Here is a 16,106-nt window from a genome sequence, read left to right as displayed (position 1 = left end):
GCGGGACTATCGGCATCTATCTTTTCTAAATTTGCGATCCTGGTTTATTCCTGTTTCTAATATTATTTCTTTGCTTTACACTCAGTAATACCGACAAATATATGCAAACCCAACATTATCCGGTAACAGATAATTTTCTGACGGCTTTGCTAAAAAGTCACAAAGCCCGGCTGGGCAAGGTATTCAGCGATCCGGCCGGCTACCGTTTACAAATTATTTATACCCGTATAGACCGGGATGCCCGGCAACAGCCGCATTTTACTGATTTTCACTTTGGTGTAAATCCGGATAATTATTTTTATCCGGCCTCCACGGTAAAGCTTCCGGGCGCCCTTTTGGCACTGGAAAAGCTGCATGATCTGCAATTGGCCGGGGTACACCGCAATACTACGATGCTGACCAGCCCCCTGCCGGGTATCAACCCGGGTGTACTGCACGATTATTCAGCGGCCGGCAAACTACCATCTATCTCTCATTATATCAAAAAAATATTCCTCGTCAGCGATAATGATGCTTTTAACCGCCTCTATGAATTTATCGGACAGGAAACTTTTAACCAACGCCTCTGGGAGATGGGATACACGTCTGCACAGATCCGGCACCGGGTAGGTATCCCCCTGCACATGGAGGCTAATATGCATACCAATGCCGTCCGGTTTAAAGAAGGGAACCACCTGCTCTATGAACAGCCCGCAGCCATCAGCAGCCTGCAGTTTGCACCGCGGCATGACCTGGTGGGGAGTATACACTACAATCACCTGGGAGAGCTGGAACATACGCCCATGAACTTCTCCCACCGGAATAAGCTCCCCCTCACCGATCTGCATGATATGCTGAAAAGCATAATTTTTCCGGCCGCTGTAACAAAAGATCACGGTTTCCGTTTAACAGATAATGATTACAACTTTTTGTACCATTGTATGTCGCAATACCCGGGAGAATCAATAGATCCGGTATATGATACCACTCAGTTTTTCCAGGCGTATGCGAAATTTTTACTTTTCGGTGGACAAAAAACACATCAGGTACCGGATCACATCCGGGTTTTTAATAAAACAGGGTGGGCTTACGGATTTTTAACGGACACGGCTTATGTAACAGATTTTGCCAGTAATACAGAGTTCTTACTTTCAGCCAGCATATTTGTGAACAAAGATGGAATTCTGGGAGATGACCATCAGGCTTTTGAAGAAACTGGGAAACCCTTTCTGAAGGCCCTCGGCGAAGTTATTTATGAAGAAGAAAGGAAGCGTGAAAAGTTATACCCGGCCGATCTGACCCGTTTCAAACTGGATTATAAACAACAATTTTTATAATATAACACTTTATTAAAAACTGAGAGCAAAATGCTAACAAAGAAAAATCGTGTATGGGCAATAGCAGCCCTTTTTGGTGGAGTAATCGGATTTTCAGCCTGTCTGAAAGATAAAACAACCACACCGCAACGTATGACCTACCTCGCGGCCATCATCAATGGTGCCACAGAGCCGGCCGGCGTAAATATTTATAACAACAATGTGGTCATGAACAGTGATCTGTACAAAACAGGACAGTCAGCTCCCTTTACAGACTATCCCGGCCTGCACACCTACTCATTCAGGAATGCACAAGGTCTTGGACTGGATTCAGTTTCAGGTCAGTACGACTCCCTGAATTACTACACCATGATCACCTACAATGATGGAGGTGCTTTCAGGGTATCTTCCAGGAAAGAAGATTTCTCTTCCCTGAGCAATTCCAAAGTAAACTATCGCTTCCTGAACCTCAGCCCCAACTCAGGCCCGATAGATCTCTATATAGATAGCAAGAAAATAGACAGTAACAGGGTTTTCGGCGTAAATGCAGCCTGGAACAGTGTTGATCCTTACAACAACAGTGTTACATATGTAGCGAAGTTTGCCGGTACTGATTCCACCATTGCAGTGGGTACAGCGCGCTCTTCCTCCTCTTCTACCAGTGTAGCATTCCTCGGCGGACGTGTATACACCATCTACTTATCGGGCATGAAAGACAGCACCGGCGATAAAAAGCTGAAACTGTACTACCTGTCCCACACCTCTTCAGAATAAGCAAAATGCAAATAAATTACAGGAGGTTCCGGGGCTACCCCGGGACCTTTTTTGTTTATACCTGTTACATACAGTAATACCGATGCATAAATGCTACTTTTTTTATGTAGGTTTGTTCCCGTTAATTTAACGTTTAAAAATCCGGTCAATTCAATTTAAATCATGAGTCAATTAGCAGAAAGGCTGTCATGGATTTCCGAGCCACAAACAATTAAAATGTCTAAACTGGGCCGTGAGCTGAAAGCGCAGGGTATAGATGTTATAGATATGAGCATTGGAGAACCCGATTTCGACACGCCGGTGCATATACGGGAGGCAGCCAAAAAGGCAATAGACGACGGGTATACTCACTATACACCGGTGGCTGGCTATGCAGATGTACGGCAGGCCGTAGTTCACAAACTGAAAAGAGATAACGGTCTTGACTATACGCCAGCGCAGATCGTTGTATCTACAGGCGCCAAGCAATCCCTGGCAAATGTGATTATGAGCGTTGTAAATCCGGGCGACGAGGTAATCATCCCTACTCCTTACTGGGTAACGTATTCCGAACTGGTGCGACTCTGTGAGGGTAATGTGGTATTTGTCCGTGGCAATATCGAAAGTAATTACAAGATCACGCCTGCACAACTGGAAGCGGCTATTACGCCCAAAACCAAGCTGTTCATGTTCTCTTCCCCCTGCAATCCCAGCGGGACGGTATATTCCAAAGCGGAACTGGAAGGACTGGCAGCAGTGTTTGCCAAACATCCGCATGTGTACATTATCTCTGATGAGATCTATGAATACATCAATTATGATGGCAAGCATGAAAGTATTGCACAGTTTGGCGATCTGATCAAACGTACCATCGTTATCAACGGACTTAGCAAAGGCTTTGCTATGACCGGCTGGCGCCTTGGTTACATGGCCGCTCCCCTGGAAATAGCCCAGGCCTGCGACAAGATCCAGAGTCAGCTTACTTCAGCTACCTGCTCTATCACACAACGTGCAGCCATTGCCGCGCTTATGGGCGATTTAACTTCTGCCACCGAAATGGTAGCGGAGTTCAAAAAACGCCGCGCTTTTGTTTACGAAGCACTGAAAGCGATCCCTGGTCTGAAACTGAATAATCCTGAAGGTGCATTCTACATGTTCCCGGATATCAGCGCCTTCCTCAATAAATCATTTGAAGATACCCACATCAAAGATGCGGATGATCTTTGTATGTATCTCCTTCATAAAGCCCATGTATCACTGGTTACCGGTACTGCATTCGGAGAGCCCGACTGTATCCGCTTGTCTTATGCTACCAGCATGGAGAACCTGAAGAATGGCACAGAAAGAATAAAAACCTGGCTGGGCAAACTGGCTTAGGCTGACAATACATTGCACATGACAAATGGCGAACTCGTAAGAGATTTCGCCATTTGTTGTGCGTAATACGCAAATATAAATGCGGCAGCCTTGCCTACATATAAATATTATATATATATTTGCGATTCAAAACCTTTCAGATAAGATGAATTCCCAACAGCTTTTGTACCTGGCTCTCACGATTGGCGCTATTGCAGTCGTATATATGACTGTTCGTGATCTGATTAAAAAGAAACCTGCCACAGGCGGGGCTGAAAGGCCAACCACTGTGAATCCGGCCATTTTGCCGCTGCAATTGCAGGCATATGAAAGGATAGCTTTGTATGTAGACCGCATCACTCCCCAAAGCCTGATAGGCCGCATTTATCAGCCGGGGCTTACCGCAGTGGACATGCAGATCTCGATGGTGCAAACGATCAAATCAGAGTATGAGCACAATGTAACGCAGCAGATCTATGTGAGCAGTATGGCATGGGAAGCCGTGAAAACGCTGAAAGAACAAACCATTTCCGTTATCAACCAGGTAGCGGTGCAGTTACCTCCGGACGCACCTGCCATGGAACTGAACCGGCAGATACTGGAAGTATTTTTACAGGCCGGTGAGTCGCCCGCAGAACTGACCTCCCAGATCATCAACGCCGAAGCCAAAAGACTCATGCATTAATTACCTGGCGTTGATCACTTCATTCAACAGATAACCTTTTCCGTTAAACAACATATACAGTGGTTTTGCTTTATACCAGGGCACACCCGCTTCTTTGGCGTGTGCCTGCATATGAAGGTGCGGTTCTGTGCTGAAACCTGAATTACCTACACAACCGAGCGCCTGCCCGGTTTTCACTTCCTGTCCTTCTGTAACTATTACGCTACCCATTTTCAGGTGAGCAGCAAAGAAGTAGCAGGTAGCGCCTTCCAGCAATACCTGGTTGGTGTTTTTCGGGCCCCGGTCCATAGCCGGTGGGATGTTATCAGGGTTGTTGCTGTACGCCCTTCTGACCACGCCGTCGCAGGGGGCATATACGGTATCATTAAAGATCTCATAGTCTTCCAGCTTTCTTGAAAAGATCCTGTTGGCGCGCCCTCCCCATTTATTGAGCTTTACAATATCCATCGCATAAATGGCGCCACGCAACGTGAAATGAAACACATTGGTAGGCAATCCTTTCCCGCCCTGCAATACAAAGTACCGGCCCGATTTAAGCGGAAACGCCAGGGCCACCGTAGCCGGTTTGCCGGTGGTTCCGGTAAAATAAAGGATAGATGCTATCGTAAACACACCTGTAAAAAACAGGTAGACACCTTGTTTCCAGCGTGTCGGTAACGGTTGGCCCGTGCGCTTTTCGCGGACCAGCACCGAGGCACTGAAGAGTACGAGACAACCTCCAAAAAAATATTTTGAATAGAGGGAGAGATAAATCCAGGTGCCAAACAAATAAAGGAACACACCTAATGAAAGACCGGGCAACAGATACATGAAAGCTTGTGCCAGCGGGCGGCTACCAGCCTTCCAGAGCAGATATAAACTATATACGGCCAATGCCAGCGTAATACATAATAAAGAATAGATGATCATAGTACGATGCCAGTCTTTACTGCAAATTATCAATATTTTTCACAGCGGCGAAGTACCGTAATAATTATGTAACATTGCAACGATAGTATTAAGACACATGGAAAAGATCATTCAAACCGATTCTGGTATCACTATAGCCCCGCTGTATACACAGCCGGTACCTATGGAGGAACAGCCCGGCGCCTTCCCTTATACCCGTGGCATACATGCCTCCATGTACCGCGATAAACTGTGGACGATGCGGCAATATGCCGGGTTCAGCACTGCAGAAGAATCCAACAAACGTTACCACTACCTGCTGAGCCAGGGCGTGATGGGCCTTAGCGTGGCATTTGATCTGCCTACACAAATCGGGTACGACTCTGATCATGCTATGTCAGAAGGTGAAGTAGGAAAAGTGGGCGTTGCCATTGATTCACTGGATGATATGGAAATCCTGTTCAAAGGCATTTCGCTGGAAAAGATCTCTACTTCTATGACCATCAATGCCACCGGATTTATACTGCTGGCATTTTATATAGCCCTCGCCAAAAAGCAGGGCGCCGATCTGAAAAAGATCTCCGGTACCATTCAGAATGATATCCTCAAAGAATACGCGGCAAGAGGTACTTTCATCTATCCGCCGAAACCTTCCATGCGGCTGATCACCGACATTTTTGATTATTGCAGCAAAGAAGTACCGAAATGGAATACCATCTCCATTTCCGGTTACCATATACGCGAGGCCGGCGCTAATGCAGTGCAGGAGCTGGCCTTCACACTCTCTAACGGTAAGGCCTATCTGAAAGCAGCACTGGAAAAAGGACTGGACATCAACGTATTTGCCAAACGCCTCTCCTTCTTTTTCAATGCACATAATCACCTGTTTGAAGAAGTCGCTAAATTCCGGGCAGCCAGGCGGATGTGGGCACAAATCACCACAGAGCTGGGCGCCACGGATGCCAAAGCACAGATGCTGCGTTTTCATACGCAAACAGGTGGCAGTACCCTCACCGCACAACAACCACATAACAATATTGTACGGGTTGCTATTCAAACACTGGCAGCTACTTTAGGCGGCACGCAATCCCTGCATACCAACGGCTTCGATGAGGCGTTGTCGTTACCCACTGAAGAGGCGGCACGTATAGCGTTGCGTACCCAACAGATTGTAGGCTATGAAAGCGGTGTTGCAGACACCGTTGATCCCCTCGCCGGCTCCTTTTATGTGGAAGCCCTCACCAACGAAGTAGAAAGCAAAGCCTGGGAACTGATCCATAAAATTGATGCCATGGGTGGCGCTGTAAGCGCCATTGAGCAAGGTTTTATACAGGATGAAATTGCCCGCAGCGCCTACAAATACCAACAGGATGTAGAAAGCAACGAGAAGATCATTGTAGGGGTGAATAAATTTGTTTCGGAAAATAATCATCCACCGGATGTATTCCGTATAGATGACAGCATCCGGCAACTGCAATCCGACAAGTTAAAAGCAATACGCGCACGCCGCAACAATGCCACTGTACAGGACATCCTGCAACGCATTGAAGCAGCGGCCCAATCTACTGAAAACCTGATGCCACTGGTAGTGGAAGCCGTTGAAAACGACTGCACACTCGGTGAAATTGCAGATGCACTGCGGCATGTATGGGGAGAATATAAGTAATTCGTAATTATGCCTATTTTTGGGATTCTAAAATAAAAAAGCACTTGATCTACTATAATGCCTGTCCGCTTTGTGGCTCATCACAAATACATGAAGCACTTACTGCCAAAGACTATACGGTATCCAAAGAAACGTTCGCTATATTTCATTGTGGCGGCTGCGGCGGTCGCTTTACACAACAGACGCCTGACAACGAAAATATAGGCCGCTATTATCAGTCGCAGGAATACATCTCTCATTCTGAAACCAAAAAAGGACTGATTAATCGTTTATACCACAGCGTTAGAAAGATCACGCTCCGTTCCAAACAGAACTGGGTACGCTCTGCTGCCGGTATTAAACAGGGCAGCTTACTGGATATTGGTTGTGGAACCGGGGCCTTTCTTCACTACATGCAAACAGGCGGCTGGACAGTCACCGGTCTTGAACCGGATGAAAACGCACGTAGCAAGGCCAAAGAGATCTATAACATCGAACCCCTGCCAATAGATCAGCTGTTTACACTACCCGCCCATCAATACGATGCCATCACCATGTGGCATGTACTGGAACATGTACACGAACTGCACTCCTATCTCGATCATATCCGCACACTCCTGAAACCCGGTGGCTCCCTGCTGATAGCAGTTCCCAACTACACCTCTTCAGATGCCGCACATTATGGTGAATACTGGGCCGCCTACGATGTGCCCCGTCACCTCTATCATTTTTCACCAGCGGCTATGGAAAAATTATTAACATATCATCAGATCCAGCTGGTCAAAAAACACCCGATGGTGTTTGATGGCTTTTACGTCAGCTTACTCAGTGAAAAATATAAAACCGGTAAAAGCCGGCTACTGGCAGGCTTCTTCAACGGGTTCCGCTCCTATCGCAAAGGATTAAAACAGGTAGACGACTGTAGCTCTATCGTGTATGAGTGTAAGGTGTAAATAAAAAACCTCCGGATTTGCTTACGGGGAATAAGCAAACCCGGAGGCCGTCTTCATTATCTTAGTTGACAAGTTTCATCTCATCAATCAGTCGGGTACAACCTGCGTATTTATCTACAATAAAAAGTACATACCTGATATCTACCATAATATTACGGCAGATGGCAGGATCGTAATTGATATCACTCATGGTACCTTCCCAGGTACGGTCAAAGTTAAGTCCCACCAGGTGGCCATAAGCATTCAGTGCAGGGCTGCCGGAATTACCGCCTGTAGTGTGATTGGAGGCGATAAAGCAAACCGGCATCCTGCCGTTTACACCATAACGGCCATAATCTTTCTTCTTGTACAAATCAATCAGTTTCGCCGGCACATCAAACTCGTAATCACCCGGAATATATTTTTCCATCACCCCATCGAGGTAAGTATAAAAGTCATAATGGATAGCATCGCGTGGACTGTACCCATCCACTTTGCCGTAGGTCACCCGCAGGGTGCTGTTGGCATCCGGATAGAAACGTTTTTTGTTGCCCATAACATCCATCTGCGCCTGCATATACGTGCGTTGCAGGTTGTTGATATTGCTCTGCAGGTCGCTCAGCGGTTTGCTGATGTTGTCTACAAAACCTTTGCGCATGGCTATTACAAGGCGGGTAGCCGGATCTTTCCACATCTGTGCCACAACGGTATTATAAGGTTGCTGCACAAATGCTTTCAGTTTATCCATTGACGTTAGTCCGGAAGATGCATATAGTTTATCTGCCAGTATGCGGCTGTCGTTATTGCTTTCCGCGCGGATCTGCGCAAATTCATTACCGGTAAATTCTTTGGGAACACCGGTGGCATAGATTTCCAGCAGGCTGGCACAGATATCATGATCCAGGCGGGCGTTGTAGTTCTGATAAAACGGTTGCATGGATTCCAGGAATTGCTGCCGCAGGGATTCATACTGCCCCTCTCCTTTTTCATGCACATCATTGAGGAAGTTGATCAGGCGGTCGCCTGCAGCAAACAGCTCTACATTTCTTACCAATTCACTGTAATAATCGCGCGCTGCTGCGTAGGGCTGAATCTGGCGGTATTGGGCATTCAGCGAATCGAGTACGCCACTGTATTGTTGCTTCCAGGTAGGATTAGTCAGCAACAGTTTCTGGTATTCAGCTTCGTACTGTAATTTCTTACCAATGCCATTGGATTGTTTGATGCCCTGCATTTCGCCCATCCACTTTTTCCAGTAGTTAGCAGTAGAAGCATATTTGGTAGCATATTGAATTTTAATCTGCTCATCTTTACGCATGTAGCCATCCATGATTTTAAGGGCAACATCGCGCATGTCTACCTTGGCGGCATCCAATACCTGTACGGTTTGTTTTACGCCCTCAGAAGGCAGGTATTCCGTGGTACGGCCAGGGAAGCCCAGCACCATGGTAAAGTCATCCGGCTTTACGCCTTTCAGGGAGATGGGTAAAAAATATTTAGGTTGCAGCGGTACATTATCCTTGTCATAAGTTGCAGGGCGACCATCTTTGCCGGCATAGATGCGGAACATAGAGAAATCGCCGGTATGGCGCGGCCATACCCAGTTGTCGGTATCCGAGCCAAACTTACCGATAGAAGAAGGCGGTGCGCCTACCAGCCGTACATCTTTATAAGTTTCTGTCACAAACAAAAAATACTGGTTGCCTTCAAAAAATGGCTTTATCATTATTTCCTGCCAGGCTTCTTTTTTGGCGGTTTGTTTGATGTCATTCAAACGTTTATCTATGGCCGATTGGCGCTCACGTTCACTCATACCGGGTTTTACATCCAGCAAAGCGGATTTCGTCACATCGTCTATACGTACAATAAAAGTAGCTGTCAGGCTGGGGTTTGGCAGTTCTTCCGCCGCAGTTTTTGCCCAGAAGCCATTTTCCAGGTAATTATTTTGCAGCGAAGAATGCTTCTGAATAGCATCATAGCCACAGTGATGGTTGGTGAGCAATAATCCCTGGGAGGAAATCACTTCTGCGGTACAAAAGCCGCCAAAGCTCACGATAGCGTCTTTCAGGCTTCCTTTGTTGATGTTATAGATATCTGAGGCGTTAATTTTCATCCCCATTCCTTTCATTTCTTTCTCATTCAGGTTGGAGAGCAGCTGGGGCAGCCACATCCCCTCCGTAGCATAAGTGCGCTGTACCAGTGTCAGGAGTACGAGCAGCAGCAATGGCTTCACGATTCGTTGCAACATATCTGATATTCTTTTTATAAAACAGGCAATTTACTACAATTAATGGAGGGGGGAAAGGATAAGCCCCTGTTTCTGATCATTCATCGATACAAAGCAGCTATTTACAGAGATGCCACGGATTATCCCGGAAGAATGGCGCAAATTCATGTATCTGTTAATATCTGTGAGCATGTTCCGGTTAAAATTTGCGGTTATATTCGCCCATATCGTGGGGTGGCTGATATGCCTGGGTCTACCCCTGCTTTTTCTCAACGGGCAAACGGGTAGTAACAAAACCACTGCGTTATTACTTTCACCAGATTACCTGGTGTTTGTGCTTACCTACATCTCCTTATTTTATTTCCATACCAATTTTCTCTTCCCACAATTATATTACCGCAAACAGTATGCACTGTACTTTTTAACGGTAGCTGTATTACTATTGATGATCCTTGTTATGCAGCCATTTGATCACCTGTTTTCAACGTTGTCACACCCTGAACACATCGGGTATGTGCGGAATATCAACCCGATGCCACCGCCACGCATACACGTGGATATTGTCAGCATCTTTCTTTTCCTGCTCACCATCGCATTGGGTATTGCTATTGAAACCACGCACCAGTCGCGGCAAACAGAGAAAAGGGCCCTGTATGCGGAAACATGGAAAACGCAGGCGGAATTATCTTTCTTAAAAGCACAGATCAATCCTCACTTTCTTTTTAATACCCTTAATAATATTTATTCGCTGGCCATGTCCAAACATGAATATACCGCAGACAGCATCATGAAGTTGTCGAATATGCTGCGGTATGTAACGGCAGATACCCGCGATGATTATGTGTTATTACAGCGTGAAATTGATTGTATCCATGACTACATAGACCTGCAGAAATTAAGACTGAGTACCAAAACAAAGGTCCGGTTTTCCGTAACAGGCAACCCGGGATTTAAATGTATTGCGCCGTTGGTGTTACTACCCTTCCTGGAAAATGCATTCAAGTATGGGGTGAGTAACCAGGAGGCGTCGGATATTATCATTGCCCTGAATACCTCTCCGCATAAAATCAGTTTTTATTGCAGTAATAAACTGTTTACCATCCCGCAGGAAACCAGTCCTACCGGCATTGGCATTACGAATACCCGTCAGCGGCTGGATCACCTGTACCCGGATAAATACGAGTTGCTGATTAAAGAAGATAATGGCGTATACGCTATTTCCTTACAGTTACAGGTGTAGTTTTAGGGAGATAAAAAAAGAAGAAGGCAAAGCTGCGAGGTATTTTTAAAATACCGGCTGCTTTGCCTTCCATATATTTTAGCGTGAAATCTTCTACAGGTGAATCGCTTCGCCGTAAGCTACTTCAATCGCATCTTTTACAGACTCGCTCATGGTTGGATGTGGGTGGATAGAATCCAGCACTTCCTGGTAAGTAGTTTCCAGTTTGCGGGCTACTACTGTTTCAGCGATGATCTCTGTTACGTTAGCGCCAATCATGTGGGTACCTAGCCATTCGCCGTATTTGGCGTCAAAGATCACTTTTACGAAGCCTTCTGTTGCGCCGGCGGCAGAAGCCTTACCGGAGGCAGAGAAGGGGAATTTACCCACTTTAACTTCGTATCCTGCTTCTTTCGCAGCTTTCTCTGTATAACCAACAGAAGCAATTTCAGGTGCACAGTAAGTACAACCCGGAATGTTCATATAGTCGATTGGTTCAGGTTTGTGTGCGTATTTCTTTTCGTTGTAACCGATGGCTTCCACACAGATAATCGCTTCTTTGGAAGCAACGTGTGCCAGCGCCTGACCGGGTACCATATCGCCGATAGCGTAAACGCCCGGGATGTTGGTCTGGTAGTATTTATCCACCAGTACGCGGCCTTTATCGGTTTTGATACCCAGTGTTTCCAGGCCGATATTTTCGATGTTGGCAGAAATACCTACTGCACTCAGTACCACGTCTGCTTCCAGGGTAACTTCGCCGGTTTGTGTTTTAACTTTCGCTTTCACACCATTACCGCTGGCTTCTACCGCTTCAACAGAAGCATTGGTCATGATTTCAATGCCTTTCTTCTTGTATATTTTTTCCAGTTCTTTGGAGATATCTTCATCTTCTACCGGAACGATACGTGGCAGGAACTCAACGATCGTTACTTTAGTACCGAGGGTAGCATAGAAGTAAGCAAACTCCACACCGATAGCGCCGGAACCAACCACGATCATGGATTTAGGCTGCTGAGGCAGTACCATGGCTTCGCGGTAACCGATTACGTTCTTACCATCTATTTTAAGGTTTGGCAATTCACGTGCGCGGGCACCTGTAGCCAGAATGATGTGTTTAGCTTCATGTACAGCAGCTTTACCGTCTTTATCAGTAACTTCTACCTGGCCTTTGGCTTTTACTTTACCATTGCCCATTAATACATCAATCTTATTCTTCTTCATCAGGAACTGTACGCCCCTGCTCATTTTATCAGCAACACCGCGACTGCGTTTAATCACCGCTTCAAAATCCACTTTTGCATCTGCAACTGTGATCCCATAATCTTTAGAATGCTGCGTATATTCAAATATCTGTGCAGTTTTTAATAAAGCTTTGGTAGGGATACAACCCCAGTTTAAACAGATACCACCCAGGCTCTCTCTCTCCACTACTGCGGTCTTGAATCCCAGCTGTGCAGCACGGATAGCAGCCACATATCCACCGGGGCCACTACCAATTACGATTACGTCGTATGCCATATTGTTTAATTTTAAATGAAACTTGCCAAAGGTAAACAATAATTAGATTTATTGATTTTGGAATTTTGGAATTTAGTTATTTGAAATACAGCGAAGATCTTCACTGTATTTCAAATAACTAAACTCCAAAATCAATAAATTCGAAAATTCCCACATCAAAAGCTCCTATCTGAGATCCACTACTTCTACGCCAGGGTATTTCTTGGCGTCAAAGGAGAAAGTAGCGTCTGTTACATTTGCGTTGGGGGTGAAGTTGGTGATTTCGTAGGTATAATGGTTGCCATTTTTCTCAAACACTTTCATCCTGGCGATGCTCTGGCCTTTTTTATCTACGGAAACAATCACTTTAAAGATATTCTTGGACTTATCTGTTGGCGTTAATTCTATATTCTGCAGCACTTTACCTTTTTCTTTGCTTTCGCCTTCCATGCGGTACAGGTAGTCCTTATCGTAGAAATTGGTGAAGAGTTTGGCAGGTGTCATAGCGCCGCTGCTCTGGTCTACATTATTGATGGTCACTTCATTCACATCTTTGGCGTATGTCCAGGAAGTTTTGTTATCGCTGATGATTTCCTGGCCTGGCAGTGTTACTTTATATTTAGCGCCTTTCAGGTAAACCGTTCCCTTTTTGGAATCACTTACACTGTTATTGGCACCTTCTATTTTAAGTACAAAATTGGCAACTACGGTCTTTAATGATTTGAATTTATTACTAACACCATCCAGGATTGTTTTTGCTTTAGCATCGCTGGCTCCTTGGGTTTGGGCCATGCCGCTGAAAATGATTCCACTCAACAACATTCCTGTTAATACAAATTTCTTCATTGTAGATTTTTTTGATTTACTAACCTGCACTGGACAAATGCCATGCCGGTATGATTAAGCCGGTATTTACCGGATTGCAAAACTCGTATATTTTGTTAAAATGTCTGTCAAATACTAACATATTATAACAAATCATTAAGAATTTCAAATAAATCTGCTTCTGTCTTAACAAGCACATCCCTTGCTTTACTACCCATATTGGGGCCTACTATGCCTGCAGCTTCCAGCTGGTCCATCAGTCGGCCTGCACGATTATAGCCCAATTTCATGCGGCGTTGCAACAAAGAAGTAGATCCCTGCTGGGTTTGCACGATTACCTGGGCAGCATCATTGAATAAAGGGTCCCTGTCTGCCAAAGTCAGTTCCTTACCTTCGGTATCCTTGTCATCCACGTATTCCGGTAGCAGGAAAGCCTCGGGATAACCTTTCTGGTTACCGATGAATTCTGCCACATTCTCCACTTCCGGCGTATCCACGAAGGCACATTGCAGGCGTACCAGTTCACCGTTAAAAGACACCAGCATATCCCCCTGACCGATCAGCTGCTCGGCGCCGCCGATATCCAGGATGGTACGGGAATCTATTTTGGAAGACACCTTAAAGGCTACACGGGCCGGGAAGTTGGCCTTGATAGTACCTGTGATAATGTTTACAGACGGGCGCTGCGTAGCAATGATCAGGTGAATGCCCACGGCACGGGCCAGCTGGGCCAAACGGGCTATCGGCATTTCCACTTCTTTACCCGCCGTCATGATCAAATCGGCAAATTCATCTACCACCAGCACAATGAAAGGCAGGTAACGGTGGCCCTTTTCGGGGTTCAGGCGACGCTGTGTAAACTTCCCGTTGTACTCCTTGATATTACGGGTACCGGCTTCTTTCAGCAGGTCGTAACGCAGATCCATCTCGATACACAAGGCATTGAGGGTGTGGATCACCTTTTTAGTATCGGTGATAATGGCATCGTCTTCTCCGGGTAATTTGGCCAGGAAATGCTTTTCGATGAGCTTATAGAGTGATAATTCCACTTTTTTGGGATCCACTAATACAAACTTCAGCTGCGATGGATGCTTTTTATAAAGCAGCGATACCAGCAATGTATTGATACCAACGGATTTACCCTGACCTGTAGCACCCGCCATAAGCAGGTGGGGCATTTTCGCCAGATCCGCAATGAAGTTTTCATTGTCGATCTTTTTACCAATTGCAATCGGCAGGTCCATGGTACTGGTCTGGAATTTTTCCGAGGCCAGCATATTTTTGAGAGATACAATGCTCTTTTTCACATTGGGCACTTCTATCCCGATAGTACCTTTACCAGGTATGGGCGCGATGATACGGATACCCAGGGCCGACAAGCTCAGGGCAATATCATCTTCCAGATTTTTAATACGGGAGATGCGCACCCCGGCAGCAGGTACAATTTCATACAAAGTAACCGTAGGGCCAACGGTGGCACTGATCTTCTGTATGGAAATGTCGTAGTTCTTCAGGGTATCAATGATCTGATTTTTGTTCTTTTCCAGTTCGGCAGTGTCCTGCACGATCACGCGGTCGGCATTATGGTTTGCCAGGAGATCGAGCCCGGGGAATTTGTAGTCCCGCAGATCCAGCGATGGATCGTAAGGATCTACCGGCCCTACCGGTCTTACCGGCACAATTTCTTCCACTTCCTCTTCTTCATCCTTGAAAGTAGGCTTGATCTCAAAAGCTACTTCTCCCGGTGCTGTTTTCTTTTTAGCAACCGGCGCCTCTTCCGGTATTTCTTCAATGTATAACAAAGGTCCGGGATCTTCTTCTTCCTCTTCTTCTTCATCCGGCGCTGTTTCTTCCGGTTCCGCTGCCATGGCAGGCGGCATATAAGGTGCATGGGAAGGGATCACGGTAATATCGTCTTTCTCTACCAGGTGCATGGGTGGTAATTCTTCTCCATCCTCTTCCTCCTCCATTGGTGGAATTACCATCACCCCGTTATCTTCTTTCAGGCCGTTTTTACGGTCAGCATCCCCGGTAGCAGCAGCTGTTGCTGATGTAGCGGCGGCGGCAAATGCAGGAGATGCAGCCGGAACAGGCGCGGGTTGTCTGACAGGTTTCACTTTTTTCTCCGGCCACTTGAAATCGAAATTAAATTTCCAGATCAGCCAGGAAAGACCCGCTACCAGCAGTAACAGGGCCGTACCGGTTTTGCCCACGAAACCGGAAGTCCATTTATCCAGGGCGTTACCCAGTGCACCGCCCCAGGGGAAATCGGCACTACCGGCCACAAAGGCCATGGTCATGCTGATAAAGAGTAATCCGAAAATGATATACTTTATGTTACGCCAGATGCGGAAAACCCGGCGTCCGACGATAAAATTAATACCGATAATAAAAAAGAAATAACAGAACAGGTAGGCTGCGATACCTACACCATTAAAAAAGAAATTATGCGAAACATAGGCGCCCAGGCGACCCAGCAGGTTATCTACTTTCACATCGCCAATGAGTAATTCTTTGGTAGAATAGCGGAATACTTTATCCTGGTCATCCTCCCAGGTAACTAAATAAGAGGTGAATGCAATAAAGCAGTAAACAGACAGCAAAAGAAAGAACACGCCCATCACTTTATGGGTACGTTCATCTTTTACGAGCTCTTTTACTTTTACCTCAGGCTCCTTATCTTTCCTCAGCACATCAGGATTAGGGGTGGCGCCTTTTGGTTTTTTGCTTTCCGGTTTTTCGGTTTTCAGTTTATTCTTGGACATAATATAGCTTCAAAAT

Annotated in this window: 12 protein-coding genes; 7 read left to right on the top strand and 5 right to left on the bottom strand. The window is 46.0% G+C overall.

Going from position 1 to position 16,106, the window contains the following annotated elements:
• Positions 1 to 101 precede the first annotated feature (101 nt).
• The 4 genes from ABQ275_RS05110 (at position 102) to ABQ275_RS05095 (ending at position 4,089) form a co-directional block, all read left to right on the top strand.
• The gene (locus ABQ275_RS05110) at positions 102 to 1,316 is read left to right on the top strand and encodes a serine hydrolase (RefSeq protein ID WP_349317196.1); all 1,215 of its coding nucleotides are present in this window, start codon (positions 102 to 104) and stop codon (positions 1,314 to 1,316) included.
• A gap of 30 nt (positions 1,317 to 1,346) precedes the next feature.
• Positions 1,347 to 2,069 carry a DUF4397 domain-containing protein gene (locus ABQ275_RS05105; RefSeq protein ID WP_349317195.1) on the top strand — a complete coding sequence of 241 codons (723 nt, stop codon included), beginning with the start codon at positions 1,347 to 1,349 and terminating at the stop codon, positions 2,067 to 2,069.
• Positions 2,070 to 2,231: 162 nt separating this feature from the next.
• Positions 2,232 to 3,425 carry a pyridoxal phosphate-dependent aminotransferase gene (locus ABQ275_RS05100; RefSeq protein WP_349317194.1) on the top strand — a complete coding sequence of 398 codons (1,194 nt, stop codon included), beginning with the start codon at positions 2,232 to 2,234 and terminating at the stop codon, positions 3,423 to 3,425.
• A 145-nt stretch (positions 3,426 to 3,570) separates the two neighbouring features.
• Positions 3,571 to 4,089 (top strand): hypothetical protein, encoded by a 519-nt coding sequence (locus ABQ275_RS05095; RefSeq protein ID WP_349317193.1) that lies wholly within the window; start codon positions 3,571 to 3,573, stop codon positions 4,087 to 4,089.
• Here the strand turns inward: ABQ275_RS05095 and ABQ275_RS05090 are convergent, their stop codons facing one another.
• Complete coding sequence (locus ABQ275_RS05090; protein ID WP_349317192.1) at positions 4,090 to 4,998, bottom strand: M23 family metallopeptidase; 909 nt, start codon at positions 4,996 to 4,998, stop codon at positions 4,090 to 4,092.
• 97 nt (positions 4,999 to 5,095) lie between these two features.
• On the opposite strand from ABQ275_RS05090, the gene ABQ275_RS05085 reads away from it, so the two are divergent.
• Positions 5,096 to 6,643 carry a methylmalonyl-CoA mutase family protein gene (locus tag ABQ275_RS05085; RefSeq protein ID WP_349317191.1) on the top strand — a complete coding sequence of 516 codons (1,548 nt, stop codon included), beginning with the start codon at positions 5,096 to 5,098 and terminating at the stop codon, positions 6,641 to 6,643.
• A 44-nt stretch (positions 6,644 to 6,687) separates the two neighbouring features.
• Positions 6,688 to 7,575 carry a class I SAM-dependent methyltransferase gene (locus tag ABQ275_RS05080; protein ID WP_349317190.1) on the top strand — a complete coding sequence of 296 codons (888 nt, stop codon included), beginning with the start codon at positions 6,688 to 6,690 and terminating at the stop codon, positions 7,573 to 7,575.
• A 61-nt stretch (positions 7,576 to 7,636) separates the two neighbouring features.
• On the opposite strand, the gene ABQ275_RS05075 is transcribed toward ABQ275_RS05080, so the two are convergent.
• Complete coding sequence (locus ABQ275_RS05075; RefSeq protein WP_349317189.1) at positions 7,637 to 9,802, bottom strand: S46 family peptidase; 2,166 nt, start codon at positions 9,800 to 9,802, stop codon at positions 7,637 to 7,639.
• Positions 9,803 to 9,911: 109 nt separating this feature from the next.
• Between ABQ275_RS05075 and ABQ275_RS05070 the strand changes: the two genes are divergently transcribed.
• Entirely contained in the window at positions 9,912 to 11,021 is a 1,110-nt protein-coding gene (locus ABQ275_RS05070; protein ID WP_349317188.1) for a sensor histidine kinase, read from the top strand.
• 93 nt (positions 11,022 to 11,114) lie between these two features.
• Here ABQ275_RS05070 and lpdA read toward each other — a convergent pair whose 3' ends face one another.
• The 3 genes from lpdA to ABQ275_RS05055 all read right to left on the bottom strand — a co-directional run bounded on the left by lpdA (position 11,115) and on the right by ABQ275_RS05055 (position 16,090).
• Positions 11,115 to 12,521 carry a dihydrolipoyl dehydrogenase gene (gene lpdA, locus ABQ275_RS05065; protein ID WP_349317187.1) on the bottom strand — a complete coding sequence of 469 codons (1,407 nt, stop codon included), beginning with the start codon at positions 12,519 to 12,521 and terminating at the stop codon, positions 11,115 to 11,117.
• 165 nt (positions 12,522 to 12,686) lie between these two features.
• Positions 12,687 to 13,346, bottom strand: a complete 660-nt coding sequence (locus tag ABQ275_RS05060; RefSeq protein ID WP_349317186.1) for an outer membrane lipoprotein carrier protein LolA — start codon at positions 13,344 to 13,346, stop codon at positions 12,687 to 12,689.
• 122 nt (positions 13,347 to 13,468) lie between these two features.
• Complete coding sequence (locus ABQ275_RS05055; RefSeq protein ID WP_349317185.1) at positions 13,469 to 16,090, bottom strand: DNA translocase FtsK 4TM domain-containing protein; 2,622 nt, start codon at positions 16,088 to 16,090, stop codon at positions 13,469 to 13,471.
• Between the last annotated feature and the right edge of the window lie 16 nt (positions 16,091 to 16,106).

Origin of the sequence: Chitinophaga sp. MM2321 (genome assembly GCF_964033635.1) — a bacterium.
GTDB lineage: Bacteria > Bacteroidota > Bacteroidia > Chitinophagales > Chitinophagaceae > Chitinophaga.
The sequence above is the reverse complement of the archived record's forward strand: the minus strand, read 5'-3'. Positions and strand labels throughout refer to the sequence as shown.